This window comes from Synechocystis sp. LEGE 06083 (assembly GCF_015207725.1).
Lineage (GTDB): Bacteria > Cyanobacteriota > Cyanobacteriia > Cyanobacteriales > Microcystaceae > Synechocystis > Synechocystis salina.
Genome location: NZ_JADEWJ010000058.1, coordinates 1 through 16,570, shown reverse-complemented (window position 1 = coordinate 16,570; position 16,570 = coordinate 1). Strand labels below are relative to the sequence as shown.

General features: G+C 45.1%; 10 protein-coding genes. 4 read left to right on the top strand and 6 right to left on the bottom strand.

Translation table 11 applies throughout. The annotated features are described in order from the left end of the window. Positions 1 to 1,869 (top strand): translocation/assembly module TamB domain-containing protein (locus IQ219_RS06590; RefSeq protein WP_194072104.1); only part of this gene is annotated, 1,869 nt, incomplete at its 5' end. A gap of 436 nt (positions 1,870 to 2,305) precedes the next feature. Here IQ219_RS06590 and IQ219_RS06585 read toward each other — a convergent pair. After that, positions 2,306 to 2,755: an NUDIX hydrolase gene (locus tag IQ219_RS06585; protein ID WP_194072103.1), complete on the bottom strand. Its 450-nt coding sequence runs from the start codon at positions 2,753 to 2,755 to the stop codon at positions 2,306 to 2,308. A 337-nt stretch (positions 2,756 to 3,092) separates the two neighbouring features. Between IQ219_RS06585 and IQ219_RS06580 the strand changes: the two genes are divergently transcribed. The 3 genes from IQ219_RS06580 to IQ219_RS06570 all read left to right on the top strand — a co-directional run bounded on the left by IQ219_RS06580 (position 3,093) and on the right by IQ219_RS06570 (position 12,234). After that, positions 3,093 to 5,909: a diguanylate cyclase gene (locus IQ219_RS06580; RefSeq protein WP_194072102.1), complete on the top strand. Its 2,817-nt coding sequence runs from the start codon at positions 3,093 to 3,095 to the stop codon at positions 5,907 to 5,909. Between the two features lie 83 nt (positions 5,910 to 5,992). Beyond that, the gene (locus IQ219_RS06575) at positions 5,993 to 8,260 is read left to right on the top strand and encodes a PAS domain S-box protein (protein ID WP_194072101.1); all 2,268 of its coding nucleotides are present in this window, start codon (positions 5,993 to 5,995) and stop codon (positions 8,258 to 8,260) included. A 710-nt stretch (positions 8,261 to 8,970) separates the two neighbouring features. Beyond that, the gene (locus IQ219_RS06570; protein ID WP_194072100.1) at positions 8,971 to 12,234 is read left to right on the top strand and encodes an EAL domain-containing protein; all 3,264 of its coding nucleotides are present in this window, start codon (positions 8,971 to 8,973) and stop codon (positions 12,232 to 12,234) included. An 8-nt stretch (positions 12,235 to 12,242) separates the two neighbouring features. Here the strand turns inward: IQ219_RS06570 and IQ219_RS06565 are convergent, their stop codons facing one another. From IQ219_RS06565 to IQ219_RS06545, 5 genes are all read right to left on the bottom strand, one after another. Continuing rightward, the gene (locus tag IQ219_RS06565) at positions 12,243 to 12,698 is read right to left on the bottom strand and encodes a thiol-disulfide oxidoreductase DCC family protein (RefSeq protein ID WP_194072099.1); all 456 of its coding nucleotides are present in this window, start codon (positions 12,696 to 12,698) and stop codon (positions 12,243 to 12,245) included. Between the two features lie 5 nt (positions 12,699 to 12,703). After that, a complete protein-coding gene (gene map, locus IQ219_RS06560; RefSeq protein WP_194072098.1) occupies positions 12,704 to 13,465 on the bottom strand; it encodes a type I methionyl aminopeptidase in 762 nt (253 codons plus the stop codon). Positions 13,466 to 13,614: 149 nt separating this feature from the next. Next, positions 13,615 to 14,808, bottom strand: coding sequence for an 8-amino-7-oxononanoate synthase (bioF, locus tag IQ219_RS06555; protein ID WP_194072097.1), 1,194 nt, complete (start codon positions 14,806 to 14,808; stop codon positions 13,615 to 13,617). Positions 14,809 to 15,101: 293 nt separating this feature from the next. Further along, positions 15,102 to 15,554, bottom strand: a complete 453-nt coding sequence (locus IQ219_RS06550) for a group I intron-associated PD-(D/E)XK endonuclease (protein WP_194072096.1) — start codon at positions 15,552 to 15,554, stop codon at positions 15,102 to 15,104. 187 nt (positions 15,555 to 15,741) lie between these two features. Then, entirely contained in the window at positions 15,742 to 16,362 is a 621-nt protein-coding gene (locus IQ219_RS06545; protein ID WP_194072095.1) for a VCBS repeat-containing protein, read from the bottom strand. Between the last annotated feature and the right edge of the window lie 208 nt (positions 16,363 to 16,570).

The following is a 16,570-nucleotide window of genomic DNA, read 5'->3' as shown; positions in this document are numbered from 1 at the left end:
CAACATTGGCAGTGGGGCGACCATGGCCTGGAGCAATTGCAACTGGCAGGGCGCTGGCAGGGGGATAACCTCAGCCTTGCTCCCCTGGAATTACGCACTGGCGATCGATTTTTGCGGGTCACTGGGTCACTGAGGCCGGAGGGGCAACAGGGGCAAATTCAACTCCATCAACTACCCCTTGGCCCCTTGGCCAAAATTTTGCACCTCCCTGCCCACCTCGCTCCGGCAGGGGATGTATTTGCTGATTTTCGCCTCCAGGGTAGCCGGCAGAACCCCCAATTTCAGGGCAAAGTGCAGATTAAAGATAATCGTTTTGGCCCCTTGGCCCTGGAAAAAACCGAGGGAGATTTTAGTTACCAAGCCGGTCGTTTAGATTTTCAATTACAAAGTCTGGTTAATTCCCTCACGGAACCGCTGCAACTACAGGGCAGTGTTCCCTATGTCTTTCCCTTTGCCAGTCAAGCTCCCAACAGTAATCATTTTTCCCTGGCATTAAAGTTAAAAAATGACAGTCTGAAGTTGATTAACCTATTCAGCCATGGGCAATTAAGTTGGCTAGGCGGCCAGGGGGAAGTGGATTTAGCTTTGTTGGGCCGCCTTGATCCCTATAACCAAGCCCTGTACCAACTCCAAGGGTTGGGGGAAATTACCATCCAAAATGGGGCGATCGCCGCTCAGATGTTACCAGATAAGCCCCTAACCCAGGTCAATGCCAATATTGTGGCGGACTTGAATACGCTCCAGGTGACCAATTTAACCGGGCAAATCAGTGGCGGCAGTTTAGCCATGGTGGGCAGTCTACCCCTACAAAATCCCTTACCCAATCTGGACCAAGGTTTACAACTGAGCCTGAATAATTTAGCGGTGGATGTGCCCAGTCTGTACCAAGGAGCCCTGGGGGGATTGGTGCAAATTACCGGCACGGCGATCGCCCCCCAGGTGGGAGGTCAGTTAGCCCTGGGCAATGGCAATATTTCCGTGGGACAAACTCTGCCTGCTCTGGGTTCTGGTGCTCCTTCCCATCAAGGTTTGAGGTTCAACAATTTAAGCCTCGTGTTGGCGGAAAATGTCCGGGTGCAAAATTTACCCTTTCTCGATTTTGCCGCCAGTGGCCAAGTGATGCTGAATGGTACACCGCAAAATTTGCGTCCTGAGGGGGAAATTAAACTCAAAGGGGGCCAGGTAAATCTGTTTGCCAGCCAATTAAGGTTGGATAATAACCAAAATAACAGCGTTTATTTTCTGCCCCAGCGGGGTCTAGACCCCTATCTAGATTTATATTTGCTCAGTTCCGTCAGTGAAACAAGCCGCAACATCACCAACCACAGTCCCCTTTCTTCGGAGGTGCCAGAACCCTTCAGTGCCACCCAGGACAGCCTGCAAACAGTGCGCATCCAAGCCCACATCAATGGCTACGCCAGTGAAATCAACCAAAATATCCAGTTAACCAGTACGCCCCGGCGATCGCCCCAGGAAATCATTACCCTGCTGGGGGGCGGTGTGCTCAGTACCCTGGGCCAGGATAGTACCCAAACTACGGTGGGGCTAGCTAATTTGGCTGGATCGGCAGTGTTGGGGCCCGTCCAGGGACGCATTGGTGAGGCCTTGGGGCTAAGTGAATTTCGCATTTTTTCCACCCCCTTAATGAACGAAGGTGATCGCCTCCAGGGCAATCAAATCGGAGTAGCGGCGGAGGCTGGCATTGACATCACCCCCCAATTGGGAGTTTCGGTGCAAAAAATCATCAACTCTGATCGCCTACCCCAGTGGGGCTTGGAATACCGAGTTAACGACAGCACGGTGATCCGGGGTTCCAGCAATTTCCAAGACGACAGCCGGGGCATAGTGGAATTTCAAAAACGGTTTTAGCCCTTGCTAGCCGTAAGCTCCAAAATATTGGCACTGTCTGCTTAGGGAGTGAGAGCTAGAATGGTTACGCAGTATAAGGTTAAAAAAAATGAACTGTGTGTAATGTGAAAGTGAACGGGTAGTGAAAAATGGAAGAAAGAAGCTGAAGGCGGGACAGATAGTGCAAAGTTATTTGTGCAATGAATGTGGTCGTCGATTCAACGAGCGTAGCGGAACCCCCATGGCATGATTGAGAACACCAGGGTCAAAACCACTATGCCAAGGAACTAGAGGGATTACAGAGAGCCCTTAACGTACAGAGGTTACTACACAACTGGTTCCGTCCTCATGGAAGTCTGGAGAAAAATACCACTCCGGCTATGGCCATGGGCTTTATTGACCGCCCTGTCGAAATTGCAGAAATCCTTAATTCTAGAGGCTTCTGCCAATTCACTCCTTAAAAGGACAGTGCCTGCCGGTGGGGATCGGGCCGTTGGTGATAATAACGGAAGCGGCGATAATCTCGCAAAATTTGCCCGTGGTCAAAACAAACCGGATCGGGAAATTCCCACAGATCAAAAAAGCCGACGGTTTTGGCATCGTCCGCAGCTTGGGGTCTGCCGGTGGCTGCCGCCAGGAATACTACGCTGAGGGTATGTTGCCGGAGATCTCTGCGGGGGTCCGAGTAGGCATAAAACATTTCAATTAACTGCACATCCAGGGAAATTTCTTCCTTCGCTTCCCGCAGAGCTGCCGCTTCGAGGGTTTCTCCATAGTCCACAAAGCCTCCGGGCAGGGCCCAGCCGTGGGGCGGATTTTGCCGTTCAATTAATAAAATAGGCCGCCGGGGTTGATCAATCATTTCGATAATCAAATCCACCGTGGGAACGGGGTTACGAAAAGTCACAATTATGCCTGCTAATGGATGGAAATTAACTCAATAGGGTTAAAACTTAACTATAATCTAGGTATTAGCTGAGTTTTCCTCGTCATTCAATTCTCAGTAAAAACAGAACTATAGTTCTCTCAGGAGAAGAAATAAGGCCTCTTACGACCGCCCCAGCTTTAGATACCTATCTTTACTTTATTCGAGGGGGTATCCAAAAATAAAATAAATGGTTGCAACAAAAAAAGTATCACAAATATCTGGTTTGGCCATTTGTGATGATACGACTGAACGCATTTGGTTAAACGGTCGTTGAATCGGCGGAGGGGGTAAACAAAAACAATTGCTGGCAAAGACAATGATTTCTAATCATCGTAGGCGATTCGGATTAGTTTTAATTAATTTTGCCACACTTTCTTTTGCTGTGGCTTCGGTTGGGTTTTGGCTAAGCTACCGTCAACAAGTTAAGGAGACCAAGCGCATATTAGAATCGGTAAACTCCCATAGCTCAACGCTAATTGCTACTCTCAAAAACAATTTTGATCAAAAAAAAACCTTAGATATTCTCAATACTTACCATCAAAACCCAAGCCGTTTTCAGACAGAAGAAATTATCATCGGTAAAAAATCAGGGGAAACAATAGACTGCATATATTCCCGTCGTCAAGGCCATCCTAGTTGCGATCTTACTTTTGAGCACAGTCTAACTAATCAAGATTGGGCAAAACCAATGAAGTTAGCCTTGGAAGGTCAGAAGGGCTCCGAAATACTCAAGGACTATAGGGGTAAAAAAGTGATTGCGGCCTATTCCCCAGTCGCCCCCTACAGTTGGGGAGTGGTCCACAAAGTCGATCTAAGCGAAATTCAAGCCCATTTTCTGAGGGGTTGGTGGATGGTAGCCATCGGTAGTTTCTTAATCAATGGCGTTGGCATCTTTCTATTTTTCCGCTTTACTTCCCGAAATTTATTAACATCGGAAGAGGTTGCTTCATATAAGCAACTCCAGGAAAAACTGAACCAAGATAAAGATTTTATAACCGCGGTAATTAATAATACCAATACATTAACAGTGGTGGTAGATAGTGAGCGTCGTATAATTGCGATTAATTTGCCCTGTCAAGAACTTTTCGGAATTACATTAGAAGCAGTGCAAGGGAAAACATTTGCAGAAGTATTTATCCCCCAATTTAATGCTGATTTTTCCGTTAGTATGATCACTGATTATCATGATTTTTCCCAAATTTATCTGACAAATGAAAGCGATTTAAAATCACCTACAAAATATATTGTTGAATGGCAAGAAATTCCCTTTATAAATTCCAACAACAAAATCAATTGCTATATTTTTAATGGCATTGAGATCACTGAAAAATATATCTATGAAAAATCCCTTTATGCTTCGGAGTCTCGCTTCAAAGCAATGTTTGATAAAGCGGCGATCGCCATTTTAGAAATAGATGGAAATCGTCAAATAATCAAGGCTAATAGGACGGCAGAAACCCTTTTCCATCACCCCAGAGATGAAATGGTGGGGCATTTCTTAGACGAGTATGTAAGTCCGATGGATCTAGATAAGGAGTTGCATTTCTTTGGAGAATTAGTAACGAATAGTCGTAACTACTATCAAATGGACATTCAGTATATTAGTCAAAATAAATTAAGCTTTTGGGGACAATCTATTTTCTCTGGCATTTTTGATAATAATAATCAGTTTGACTATGCCATTGTCATGATTCAGGATATTAGTAGTCAGCGTAATGCTGAGAGAGAAAAAATAAAGCTTGCAGAAAAAAATAAAAATCTCGTTAAAGCCCTGGGGGAAATCGTCTATTCCTACAATATTGTTGAAGATGTTATCGAATGGCAAGGCGGAGTAGAAAGTATCCTTGGTTATACTCCTGGGGAAATGGGAACTTCAACAGAGCAATGGCTAACATTGATTCATTCGGAGGATCGAGCTTCCATTGAAAATGAACTTAATCTAATCAAAGACAATCATACTAATTTTTTTGAAAAAGAATATCGGTTGCTTGCTAAATCTGGTCAGTTCATCTGGGTGCTGGACCGAGGGGTGACCATTTTTGATCAAGACAATACTTTGTTGAAAATTGAAGGAATATTAGCAGATATTACCGTGCGAAAAGAAGCTGAAGAATCCTTGCGTAAAACTAATGCAGAGCTCATACTATCTCTAAATAAATTGGCAGATTATAATCAGGATATTTTAAAAATCAATGAACTTAATGAATATTTGCAAACCTGTCATCGAACCCAAGAAATCTATGAAGTAGTGCCACATTTTCTGAAGATGCTTTTCCCTGACTGCAACGGCGCCATTTTTAAGATTGATCAAAAAAATCAATTGGTTACCAGTATTTTGGGATGGGGAGAAACATTAAGTGAAGAGTTATTTTCCGTCACTGACTGCTGGAGTTTACGTCAAAATCAGGTTACTAGCTATCCAAATACTACCCATCGTCCTCACTGCTCCCATCTTGACAGTAACGTTATGGCTTCCCTGTGTATTCCTTTAGTTTCCATGGAAAAAGGTCGAGGCTTACTGGTAATTACTAGTGCCAAAGATACAAATTTCACTGAAAATAAGAAACAGATTGCCATTGCTTTAGCAGAGAATATATCTTTGGCTCTAAGCAATCTTGAACTTAGGGAGATTTTAGAGTTTCAAAGTATTCGCGATTCCTTAACGGGTCTTTATAACCGTCATTATTGGGAAGAGTTTTTAAACAGAGAAATTGATTACGTCCAACGTTCTCAACGACCATTGGGGATAATCATGCTAGACCTGGATTATTTTAAGCAATTTAATGACAACAATGGCCATGGGGCTGGAGATGAATTATTGATTGAAGTGGCTAGATTATTCCAGGATACTATCCGCAAGACCGATATTGCTTGTCGTTACGGAGGGGAAGAATTTTTAATTATTTTGCCCGATACATCTTTGCAAATGGCGACGGAAATTGCCGAAAGAATCCGAGTCAAAATTTCAGAAGTTTGTTTGCATTCTCAGGGTAAAGCTTTGTCATCAATAACGGCATCCTTTGGTGTCACTTGTTGCACGAGTGCAGAAGCTAAATGTGAGTTGCTAGCTCGGGCAGATGCGGCACTATATCAGGCTAAACATGAGGGACGAGATCGGATAGTTAAAGTCTAATTTATGTCAATTTTTATAAAAATTAGTGATAGGTGTTAGTGAAAATGGATGAAATAAATAATTATTTAAGTGCTATTTTGACGATGCAAAAGCCATTGTTAGCAACGATTGGCCAACCTGAAAAAATTCGTCAAGTTTTAGAATGCCTAGGGAAAACATTGGCAGCGGATCGGGTGTTTGTAGTGCAGTTGATTGCTCCTGAAACAAACGAGGGTCATTTTACCAAGCTGATTGAAGAGTGGTCACCCTCAAAAGTTTTACCTGGGGCACCCCTCAAGCTGAGTCGTACTGAGAGCATTGAGGATTGCCTAGGGGATGATTTTCACCGTATTAGTCAGGGCCATTGCCTATTTTATGCCCAGAATCAACTAACAGCGTTGGGCATCTCAGCCAAGGGTAAAGCCTGTGCAACTTATCCTTTATTGATCGACGATCGCCTGTGGGGATATTTAGCCCTTGAACTTAAAGCAAGAAATACGCTGTTGCCGGAGGTTGCCCAACAATTGATCGAGTTAACGGCCAATAGCATTGCCCTGGAAAAAAAATATCAAAACCGGGAAGACATCGAGCTCCATTGTCAGCAGTGTCAACTATTTCATCACACCGTTTTTTCTCAGGCCGAAATTGGCCTAGCAAGGGTGGGCTTAGATGGTCGCTTTCAACATGTCAACAATAAGTTGTGTCAAATCGTTGGCTACCCAGAGAAAGAGCTAATGGCCCTCAGCTTTCAAGAGATTACCTACCCCGATGATCTCGGCGATGATTTGCACTATCTCCAACAATTATTAACGGGAAAAATTGAACGGTATTCCATGGAAAAACGCTACATCCGTTCAGATAAATCCCTAGTATGGATAAGTTTAGATGTGACCCTAATCCGGGATGCCAACGAAACCCCCGAGTATTTCATTTCAGCTATCCAAGATATCAGTTACCGGAAACAGATAGAAACTGGTCTAAGGGAAAAGGGCATAAGTTTTTATCAAGTTCTGAATCAATTACCCTATCCTGTGATTATCTATAATGCGGAGGGGGAAGTCTTATTTATTAACCAAACATGGACTACCGTCACGGGTTACCAGCACAGCGATATTCCCACCATTGATGCCTGGATATCCAAAATAAAGGATTCGGAAAAAGTTAGGCTTCTAATTAAAGATGTTTTTGAAACGAAGAAGCAAACAAAGAAAAAACAAATTCGGGTGAGAACAAAAGCCGGTATTATTCGCATATGGGATTTTACTTCAACTAACCTAGGTCGCATTTTTAATCAGGATAATGTGGTGCTTTCCACTGCGGTGGACATGACCGAACAGATATCCGCTGAGTTTAAAATTAAGCTAGCCAACCAAAAATTATCCCATTCCGTCGCCTTACTAGAAAAAAATAAGCATCAAGCTAACTTACTTAATCATCTCAATTTACAGTTACAAACCTGCCAATCCCTGTCTGAATCCTTATTAACCATTGAAGCCGTTGGCGGAGAACTATTGGAAAGTCGTCAAGGTTTTTTGGCGATCGCCGATGTCGAAGGAGAGAAACTTACAACCCTAATTCGCTGGGGTGATGGCTTAAACGTTAAAGACAATTTTAGTCCCCAATCCTGTTGGGGAGTCCGGCGGGGTAAACGCCATTTTATGTCGGATCCAAGCCAGGGCATTTGCTGTCACCATTTTCAGGCAGAAAAAATAAGTATTCCCTACTATTGTGAACCACTAATAAACAATAATATCTTACTGGGAATATTGGGTGTTTCTCTGCTTGCAACGGAGACGATTGTTACAGACCTTTCAGAACAATCATGGGAATTGGATTTTCTCGGAGAACTATTAGCATTGTCCCTATCAAATTTGAGATTTCGGCAATTGGCAAAAGACAATCTCATCCATGATTCAGTGACAGGTTATCAGAATCGTAAGGCTCTTTTACAAATCTTAGCACAGGAAAAAATCAAACAACATAATTCTACTGCTGCTTCACTGCCACCGTTCCTCACTATTTTAGGCATTGAGAAATTCAAGCAAGTTAATCAGCTACTTGGCTACGATACTGGCAACAATTTACTGAAAAGTTTACTTGATGATCTCCGTTATTGCTTAGATCCTCAATCACAAATCTTCCGTTACGAGGGTATGGTATTTGTGATTTTATCTCCGGAAGAAATTAAAGAAAGTCTAGTTAGTATAATCGACTCCAAGTGGAAAAAGTTAAAGCAGCAAAACAAAGAACTTATGGAAATTGATTTGCACATCTGGACTGAGACTATTCTTCTTACACCTGAAAAAAATCAATCAGTTGATCATTCCATTCAAAAAATCATTACTTTCATGAGCCAAAGAAATCTACAGTAATCGTTCGACTTGGAATATAAAGACATGGAATCTTTACAATTTGATACCAAACTTTCCCATAAAATAGCCCTATAATCAATAACTATTTGACTGCAAAAAAATATGAATATTTGGTGCTCTATCGAAGAAATTTAGATGGATAAGCCCTCGAAAATGCTCTAGTTCTTGGCTTTAATACCACTGTTAACAGCGAAGTCATGGCCATTGTTTGCACATTCTCTATTCCCGTTGGCCAGTAATTTCCACTAAACTGGTTTGCCCTGTCCAGGCTAAACGGCGATCGCCTCAAAAATCATCAAAACGATCTATTAAAAAGCCGATGAAACGGTAATTTTTCCAGCCATATCCTGAGCTGGCTTATCGGCAAGTTTAGATTCTTAAAGAAGACAAAGATATACCCGTTAGAGTGGTAGGATAGTGGTGTGCGATCCTGTACAAATAAATCGTGTCTATCTGACATGGCTTTAGATGATCAGTCTTTTATCTACAAACAAAATGACTTAAAGCCTTGCTGTGAGAAAGACACTTGCCAGGATAAACCCCCTATAAAATGAGCGTTGCGGCTGTTGTGTGTGCGTCAAGTGGATTCGGAATTTAGTTTATTTTCATTTAGACCTTGGTAATTTAGCCCAATCAATAATATGCCCTAGCTTGTAATGAAACCTCTGTTTACCAAAGTATTGTCTGGGCTTCAATCTCGACTAAGTATCGTGGTTATAACTGGCTTACTTGGTGGTACAGGAATCTATGTTATTTACAGCATGGGCCGCTTGCTCAACTTGACCCATCAGCTTTACCATCACCCCTTCGCTGTCAATGTCACCGTTGAAGGGATCAAGGCGGATATTTTTGCCATGCACCGTTCCATGAAGGATGTGGTCTTGGCTGATTCCTCCGCAGAACTTAATCAGGCTGTTCAACAGGTGGATACTCTAGAAGCAAACGCCCTAGACCGGTTTGATATAGTCCGGAATGGTCTCCACGGCGATCGCCAAATAATCGACCAGACTGAGCAAACTTTCATTAACTGGAAGCCCATCCGGGATCAAGTCATTGCGTTGCAACGAGCAGGTAGGACACGGGAAGCCGCAGCAATTACTAAAGGTCAGGGAGCTAATTACGTTGACAGATTGGTAAAACAAATGGATTCCGTAGAGGAAGTTGCCCAGAATCAGGCGCAGATTTCCCATAACCAAGCCCACCACACCTATATTCAGCTTCTTATTGTCTCGGTTATCCTACTTGTATCTACTGTCAGTTTGAGTGTGGTATGGACTCTCTGGCTCACCCACCTAATTAAACAACGCCGCTTTTCCCAAAACCGATTAGCTTTTCAATCTCGGCGATCGGAAGCCTTGCTGGAGTTACCCAAACACGCAGACCAGTTGAGTGAAGTTGCCTTTTTACAACGAGGGCAAGAATTTGCCGAAGAATTAACCGGCAGCAAAATTGCCTTCATTCATTTCGTCAACGACGATGAGCAAACCATTGAGCTAGTGGCATGGTCCCGGGCCACCCTTCAACATTATTGCCATGCCGTAGTTGACAGCCATTACCCAGTGGAACGGGCCGGAATTTGGGCCGACGCCCTACGTCAACGCCAGCCGGTGGTGATTAATGACTATGCAGCCCATCAGGGTAAAAAAGGATTACCGGAAGGCCATGCCCACCTGGAACGACTGATCAGTGTATCAGTTATAGATAACGGCAAAGTCGTCATGCTGACTGGAGTGGGGAATAAAGTTACCCCCTACACCGATCAAGATGTGGAAACGGTGCAATTAATCTCCAACGAAATTTGGCGCATTACCCAATCCCATCGCCTTTACGAGCAACTAAAGATAAGTGAGCGCCGCTATCGTCAAGCCCAATCCATTTCTAACATGGCTCATTGGGAGCTAGACCTGAAGAGTAATAATATTTACTGGTCTCCAGAAGTCTTTGAAATACTAGAGACCAATCCCGCCGATTTCCATGGCAGTCTGGACGATTATATTGCTATTGTTCATCCTGATGACCAAAAGGAAGTGGCTCAAAGGTATGACGATTTGCTCAAAAAACAAATTGATTTTAACTCTGTTCACCGCATTGTAACTGTTGGCGGTAAGGTTAAACACGTTCGAGAATATTGTGAAATAAACTACGATAATAAGGGTAATGGGATTAGCTCAGTCTGTGTTATCCAAGACATTACAGAACACACCCTAACTGTGGAAAAACTCAAAGAGTCAGCCGCCGTTTTTCGGAATACATCAGAGGGAATCATAGTCACCAATCTCGTCCCAGTCATTTTGGATGTTAATCAAGCATTCACTGAGATCACTGGCTACTCTGCCATTGAAGTGATTGGCGTTAATCCGAAAATACTACAGTCAGGCCAGCAAGATAGTGCTTTTTACAAGGCTCTTTGGCAAACGGTAAAGGAAAAAGGAAGCTGGCGGGGAGAATTGCTCAATCAGCGCAAGGACGGCAGTTTATATAACGAAAAACTTACCATTGATACCCTCTACGATTCCCAGAACCAACCCATTGGTTATGTTGGGATCTTTTCTGATATCAGTGGCCAAAAGAAAACCGAGCAACAATTAACATTTTTAGCCCACAATGATTCTCTGACAGGGTTAGCCAATCGCTTTAGTCTTCAACAGCATCTTGAAAATGCAGTGCTAAAGGCCCAGGCTGCGGATGGGAAACTTGCCGTTCTGTTTATCGACCTGGATCGATTTAAACAGATCAATGATACCTTTGGTCATGTTATGGGCGATAGATTGCTTCAAGAGGTGGCTAAACGCTTACAACAGGTGGTTCGGGGGAGTGATTTTACCGCTCGGATTAGTGGTGATGAGTTTGTCCTGGTACTTGATCGAATAGACTCCTTAGACCAAATTGATGATGTAGCCAATCAAATTTCCCAACGGATTTTTTCTCCATCTTTTATTTTAGAGTCCCAGACAATTTATATTACCGGTAGCATTGGTATATCCTTATTCCCCCCAGATGGAATCACCGCAGATATCTTGATCCGCAATGCTGATATTGCGATGTATCAGGCTAAACAAAAGGGACGTAATCGTCATTGCTTTTACGACAGTGCCATGGCTAGTCAAGCCTCCAATGCCTTGAAGATTGAAAATGCCCTGAGAGAAGCTGTCAAACAGCCAGCATTTCGGGTGGTTTATCAGCCAAAATATGATCTCCAACAACGGCGATGGCGGGGGACAGAGGCCCTGATTCGTTGGCAACACCCTACACTGGGAAATGTACCACCAGCCCAATTTATTCCCGTTGCAGAGCAAAGCGACCTCATCCTTCATATTGGTGGTTGGGTATTAAATGAAGCGTGTCGGCAGAGCAAAATTTGGTTGGACCAGGGCGTTGACTTTGATAAGATTGCGGTCAATGTGGCGGGGCTTCAATTACTCCAACCTGATTTTATTAATGTGGTGAAAACAGTCTTGCAATCCGTCGGGTTTGACCCTAAACATCTAGAACTAGAAGTGACAGAGGGATTCATTATGCAACACCCGAGTAGCCAAATTAAACAGTTGCAACAGCTTCAGGATATGGGGATTTCGATCGCCATTGATGATTTTGGTACGGGTTATTCCTCCCTGAGTTATCTGAAGCGTTTACCCATTAATACCCTAAAAATTGACCGCGCTTTTGTGGATGGCATCCCCCATGATGCTGATGATGTGGCGATCAGCAGAGCGATTTTGACCCTCGGCAAAAGTATGGGATTGTTGATCGTAGCGGAGGGGGTAGAAACCAAAGCCCATGCAGAATTTTTAAGAGCAGAGGGTTGTGATATAGCCCAGGGCTATTTTTATTCAAGGCCAATACCACCGAGCGAATTACCCGATGTATTCCAGTCACCATCTCCAGACTCGGCAGAAGAAAGAAGACAAGGGAAAAAAGAACAATTGGAAGGGGAAGGGTTTGTTTTTTCTCCTTCCGTCATTCATCCCAATTAAGGATGCGTCTAGTTGTTGGCTTCGGAACCACTGGCAACGGGCAATGCACAGTCACCATTGGCACACATTCCCTTTTCCCTCTGGGCTAAAATTTCCGCCAAGCTCGGCCGTCCTGTCCAGCTCAAACGGCGATCGGCCCAAAAGTCGTAAATTTTGTCCACCAAGGGGCCAATGATAGGCCAACGGGTGGGAGCGTACAGCCAACCAATACCCAGCACTTCGTACACTTCCCGAAAAACGGCCACGTTTTTGATCACCGTCCCGTCGGCCTTCACAGCATGGATGCGGGCCATGGCATCCTCAAAACTAACATCGCCATGGTCTTGGGGATTGTAATCCGGCTGGGCAATGTCCACAAAATTAACCAAGCCCCGGCCTCGGTCTTTGCTACGGAGAAAATTCACTTCCCTCAGGCAAAGGGGGCATTCACCGTCGTATAAAAGTTCAATTTGCCAATTTTTCACTGAATTTACTCCCCTAGGGTCAAAATTTCCACCCCATCTTCAGTGACGGCAATGGTGTGCTCAAACTGGGCGGAGAGCTTGCCATCCTTAGTGATAGCAGTCCAACCGTCATCTAGTAGCACCGCTTCCCAGGTGCCTTCATTGATCATGGGCTCAATGGTAAATACCATCCCTGGACGTAGTCTTTTGCCCTTACCTGCTTTGCCGTAATGGGGAATTTGGGGGGCGGTGTGGAAAATTTTGCTAATGCCGTGGCCGACAAAATCCCGAACCACGGAAAATCCCTGGGCTTCGGCATGCTTTTGGATCGCCGCTCCAATATCACCAATTTTGCCGCCTGGTTTAACTGCTTCAATGCCTAGTTGTAAACATTCTTCGGTGACTTTGACCAATTTTTCTGCCACTGGGCTGGGGGTGCCGACAAAAAAGGTGCGGGAACAGTCGCCATGGTAGCCGTCCAGGATAGGGGTAACGTCAACGTTGATGATGTCTCCTTCCTGCAACACCCGTTTGCGGTGGGGGATGCCATGGCAGATAACTTCGTTGATGCTGGTGCAAATGGATTTTGGGAAACCGTTATAACCAAGGGGGGCGCTGATGGCTCCGTGGGCTTTTGTCCATTTTTCCGCTTCGTCGTTGAGATCTAGGGTGGTTATGCCCGGTTGCACCATTGGTGCTAGGTGATCGAGTAGGGCCGCCGCTAGTTGGCCCGCCTGCCGCATTTTTTCTATTTCTCGGCGGGAAAGGAGGGTAATAGTGTCGCCCATTGATAATGCTTACTCTTACTGTAAAAAATCAAAAGATATTGCTGGTTGTACTTTAAGTTTAACCAAAACTTCGACTGAGTTCACTCTCCCATGGCAGGGACGTGATGTTCAAGGGCTAAGTGGAAAGGCAGACTTACAAAGGTTGATCATCAAGAAGGACTCTGATGGAGGTAATAGCGGTTCAGTGCTTCCAATAGTTGGTCAATGTGCCCTGGGGAATGGGTGGCCATGACTGAAAAACGCAGTCGGCTGTGGGGAACGGTGGGGGGACGAATGGCCGGAGCAAAAATTCCTTGGTCTCGCAAATACTTGGCCATTTCCAGAGCGTTGGCTGGGTTGGCGGCTCCTACCCAGAGGATGGGGGCATTGCTTGGCGATCGCCGAAAGTTTGATTTGACTAAAAGTTCTAATCCCTTGGCTAGGTAATCAACGTTGTGCTGAAGTTGGGCAACCCGTTCCGGTTCCCGTTGGATGAGTTCGATGGCGGCCAGGGCGGCGGCGGTGTCGGCGGGGGAAAGGCCGGTGGTGTAAATCCAGGTAGCAGCTCGATTCCGCAGAAAATCAATTAGAGCAGCACTGCCAGCAACGTACCCCCCCAAACTCCCCAGGGCCTTGCTGAGGGTTCCCACCTGAATCCAATCTCCCACCGGTAACTGAAAATGCTCCCGGCAGCCCGTTCCGGTTTTTCCCATAGTGCCAGTGCCATGGGCATCATCCACTAGCAACATGCTTTCAAACCGCTCGGCGATCGGCACTAATTGGGGTAGGGGACATAGATCGCCATCCATACTGAACACCCCATCACTGAGGATCAAACAACGGCGGTGATGGTCTCGATGTTGCACCAACAGATCGGTCAAAACTTCTGGGCACCCATGGTCATAGTTAATTACCTTGGCCCCACTCAACTGTGCTCCCCGCTTCAAGCTGGAATGATTGTACTCATCTGCTAAAATCAAGTCCCGCTTACCCACCAACGCCGTGATGGTACCTAGATTAGCCAAATAGCCAGAACTAAAAACCAAAGCGGCTTCCGTCCCCTTCCACTGGGCGATGGCCTGTTCCAATTGTTCATGGAGCTGACGATGGCCACTCAACAACCTCGATCCCGTACTCCCCGTCCCCCACTCGGCGATCGCCTTAGTGGCCGATGTTTTTAGGTGGGGATGACCAGCCAAGCCAAGATAATCATTACTAGCAAAGTTAATTAGCCGTTGCCCCTCCAACTCAATTTCTGGCCCTGGCCCCTGGGTAATTATTTGAGGATGGCGATGCCAATGGGCCCGCTGAATAGTTTCTAGAGCATCATCTAGCCAAGTGTAGGCAGTGGAACCAGTAGCCATAAACTTCAAACTGAATAAAACAAACCCCCCAACCATCATCTAGCGGGGGGAGTTTTTTTCTTTTTTTTTAATGGCGGGAGGCGGATTTGAACCACCGACCTTCGGGTTATGCTTACCAACTACAGTTTTCACTGCCTGACTATGTCAGTTTGTGGTCTGGACTTTCCCTTCACCCTCAGCTTTTCTGTTAGGGTGTCTCCCATCAAGTCTCTACACCTTCCCAGAAACATCGAGTGTTTCCAGGTTTGGCTCGGGATTACCATTTGAAAGGCTTCCCCGAATTTGAGAGATAATCACGCAGAAGTTTCCTTTTGCGCAGCCCCTTTTTGCAAGATGAGATGCCAAGCCTCTCGGTAATCGGACGACCTTGGTTTTCTCTGACGTTTATCAGTTTCGACTAAGTGAATCTCACTACCGTAACTAATAAAGACATCAACCGGAAAGACATAGAACAGGTCAAGCTCTTCAATGTAGGCAACAGCGAAATCAAAGTCATTCTCACTATAAGGAGATCTAACGATATTCCGTCTATTTGTCCTTGTCCTGCGATTGTCAACAACATAATTGCCAGTCTTTTCGCCGAACCAGGAGCTTTTAACCTGCACCTTCAGAAGGACTCCTTCGACATCAAAGACCAAATCGTAAGAAAGACGGTCTCCCAATGGCTTCAGAACCCCCCAACCAAGCTTCAAAGCATGAAGAATGGTGGCCTGCTCTGCAATGTCACCCTTAAGCTTAGTGCTCATGGTTTACATCTTGCGACTTGAGCCCGACGAGCTACCAGACTGCTCTATCCCGCGTCGCTTCAAACATCATAACTGATGGGGGAGATTTTTGCCAAACTTTATTTTCTCAACAAGTTTGCTTCACAATTAAGCCCTCTAATCTTTATTCTGAAACAACTAGAGAGCTAAACGTTGAGAGGATTGTTTGTTAGATAACTAACTCAGTCCCTGCCGCACTGGGCATATTTTGGTGGAAACCGTATTGAGTACCGTTCATGATCCAGGCGACATTCCAATTTTGGCTAGGATAGGTAGCTAAAATATCTGTCTTGCCGTCCCCATTGACGTCGGCGGTGCCGGTAATGCGCCAATCTGGCCCCCAGCTCGGCAAAATTTCCGTGGACAGCAATTGTCCGTTGCCCCCCATGAGGTGCACTGCATTCCAACCAAAGTCTATATTCCTGACCAGGACATCGACGTTCCCATCACCGTTCATGTCGCCAGCAGCCATTGCTTCCCAGCGGGGCCAGAAAGAAGCTGATGTATAACCTCCATAGGTGATGCCATACATATCCCAAATGGCATTCCAACCATTAGAAGGATTGCTGACTAAAATGTCGGTATTGCCATTACCGTTAAAGTCCCCGGTATCTTGAATAACCCAGTCTGTGCCCCAAGACGGTAAACCGGCCACCCAGGAAACCTGTCCTTGGTTCATTACCCAAAGGGCGTTGTAGCCCGTGCTAGGTTGGGTGACGACAATGTCTAACTGACCGTCACGGTTAAAATCCCCTGTGGTTATTGGTTTCCAGCCCTGCCAACTAGGCAATGTAAAAGTTCCGTCCAGAACTCCACCTTTGACTAGCCAACCTTCATTGCTATTACGCCAACCCTGATGGGCTATTCCAAATAATGGGCATTGTCTGCTTAGGGAGTGAGAGCTAGAATTGTTACGCAGTATAAGGTTGAAAAAAATGAACTGTATCTATTGTGAAAGTGAACGGGTAGTGAAAAATGGAAGAAAGAAGCTGAAGACG

Excerpts from the sequence above, each read along its gene's own strand:
- IQ219_RS06580 (WP_194072102.1), top strand. The coding sequence starts at position 3,093 with ATGATTTCTAATCATCGTAGGCGATTCGGATTAGTTTTAATTAATTTT.
- IQ219_RS06575 (WP_194072101.1), top strand. The coding sequence starts at position 5,993 with ATGCAAAAGCCATTGTTAGCAACGATTGGCCAACCTGAAAAAATTCGT.
- IQ219_RS06550 (WP_194072096.1), bottom strand. The coding sequence starts at position 15,554 with ATGAGCACTAAGCTTAAGGGTGACATTGCAGAGCAGGCCACCATTCTT.
- map (WP_194072098.1), bottom strand. The coding sequence starts at position 13,465 with ATGGGCGACACTATTACCCTCCTTTCCCGCCGAGAAATAGAAAAAATG.
- bioF (WP_194072097.1), bottom strand. The coding sequence starts at position 14,808 with ATGGCTACTGGTTCCACTGCCTACACTTGGCTAGATGATGCTCTAGAA.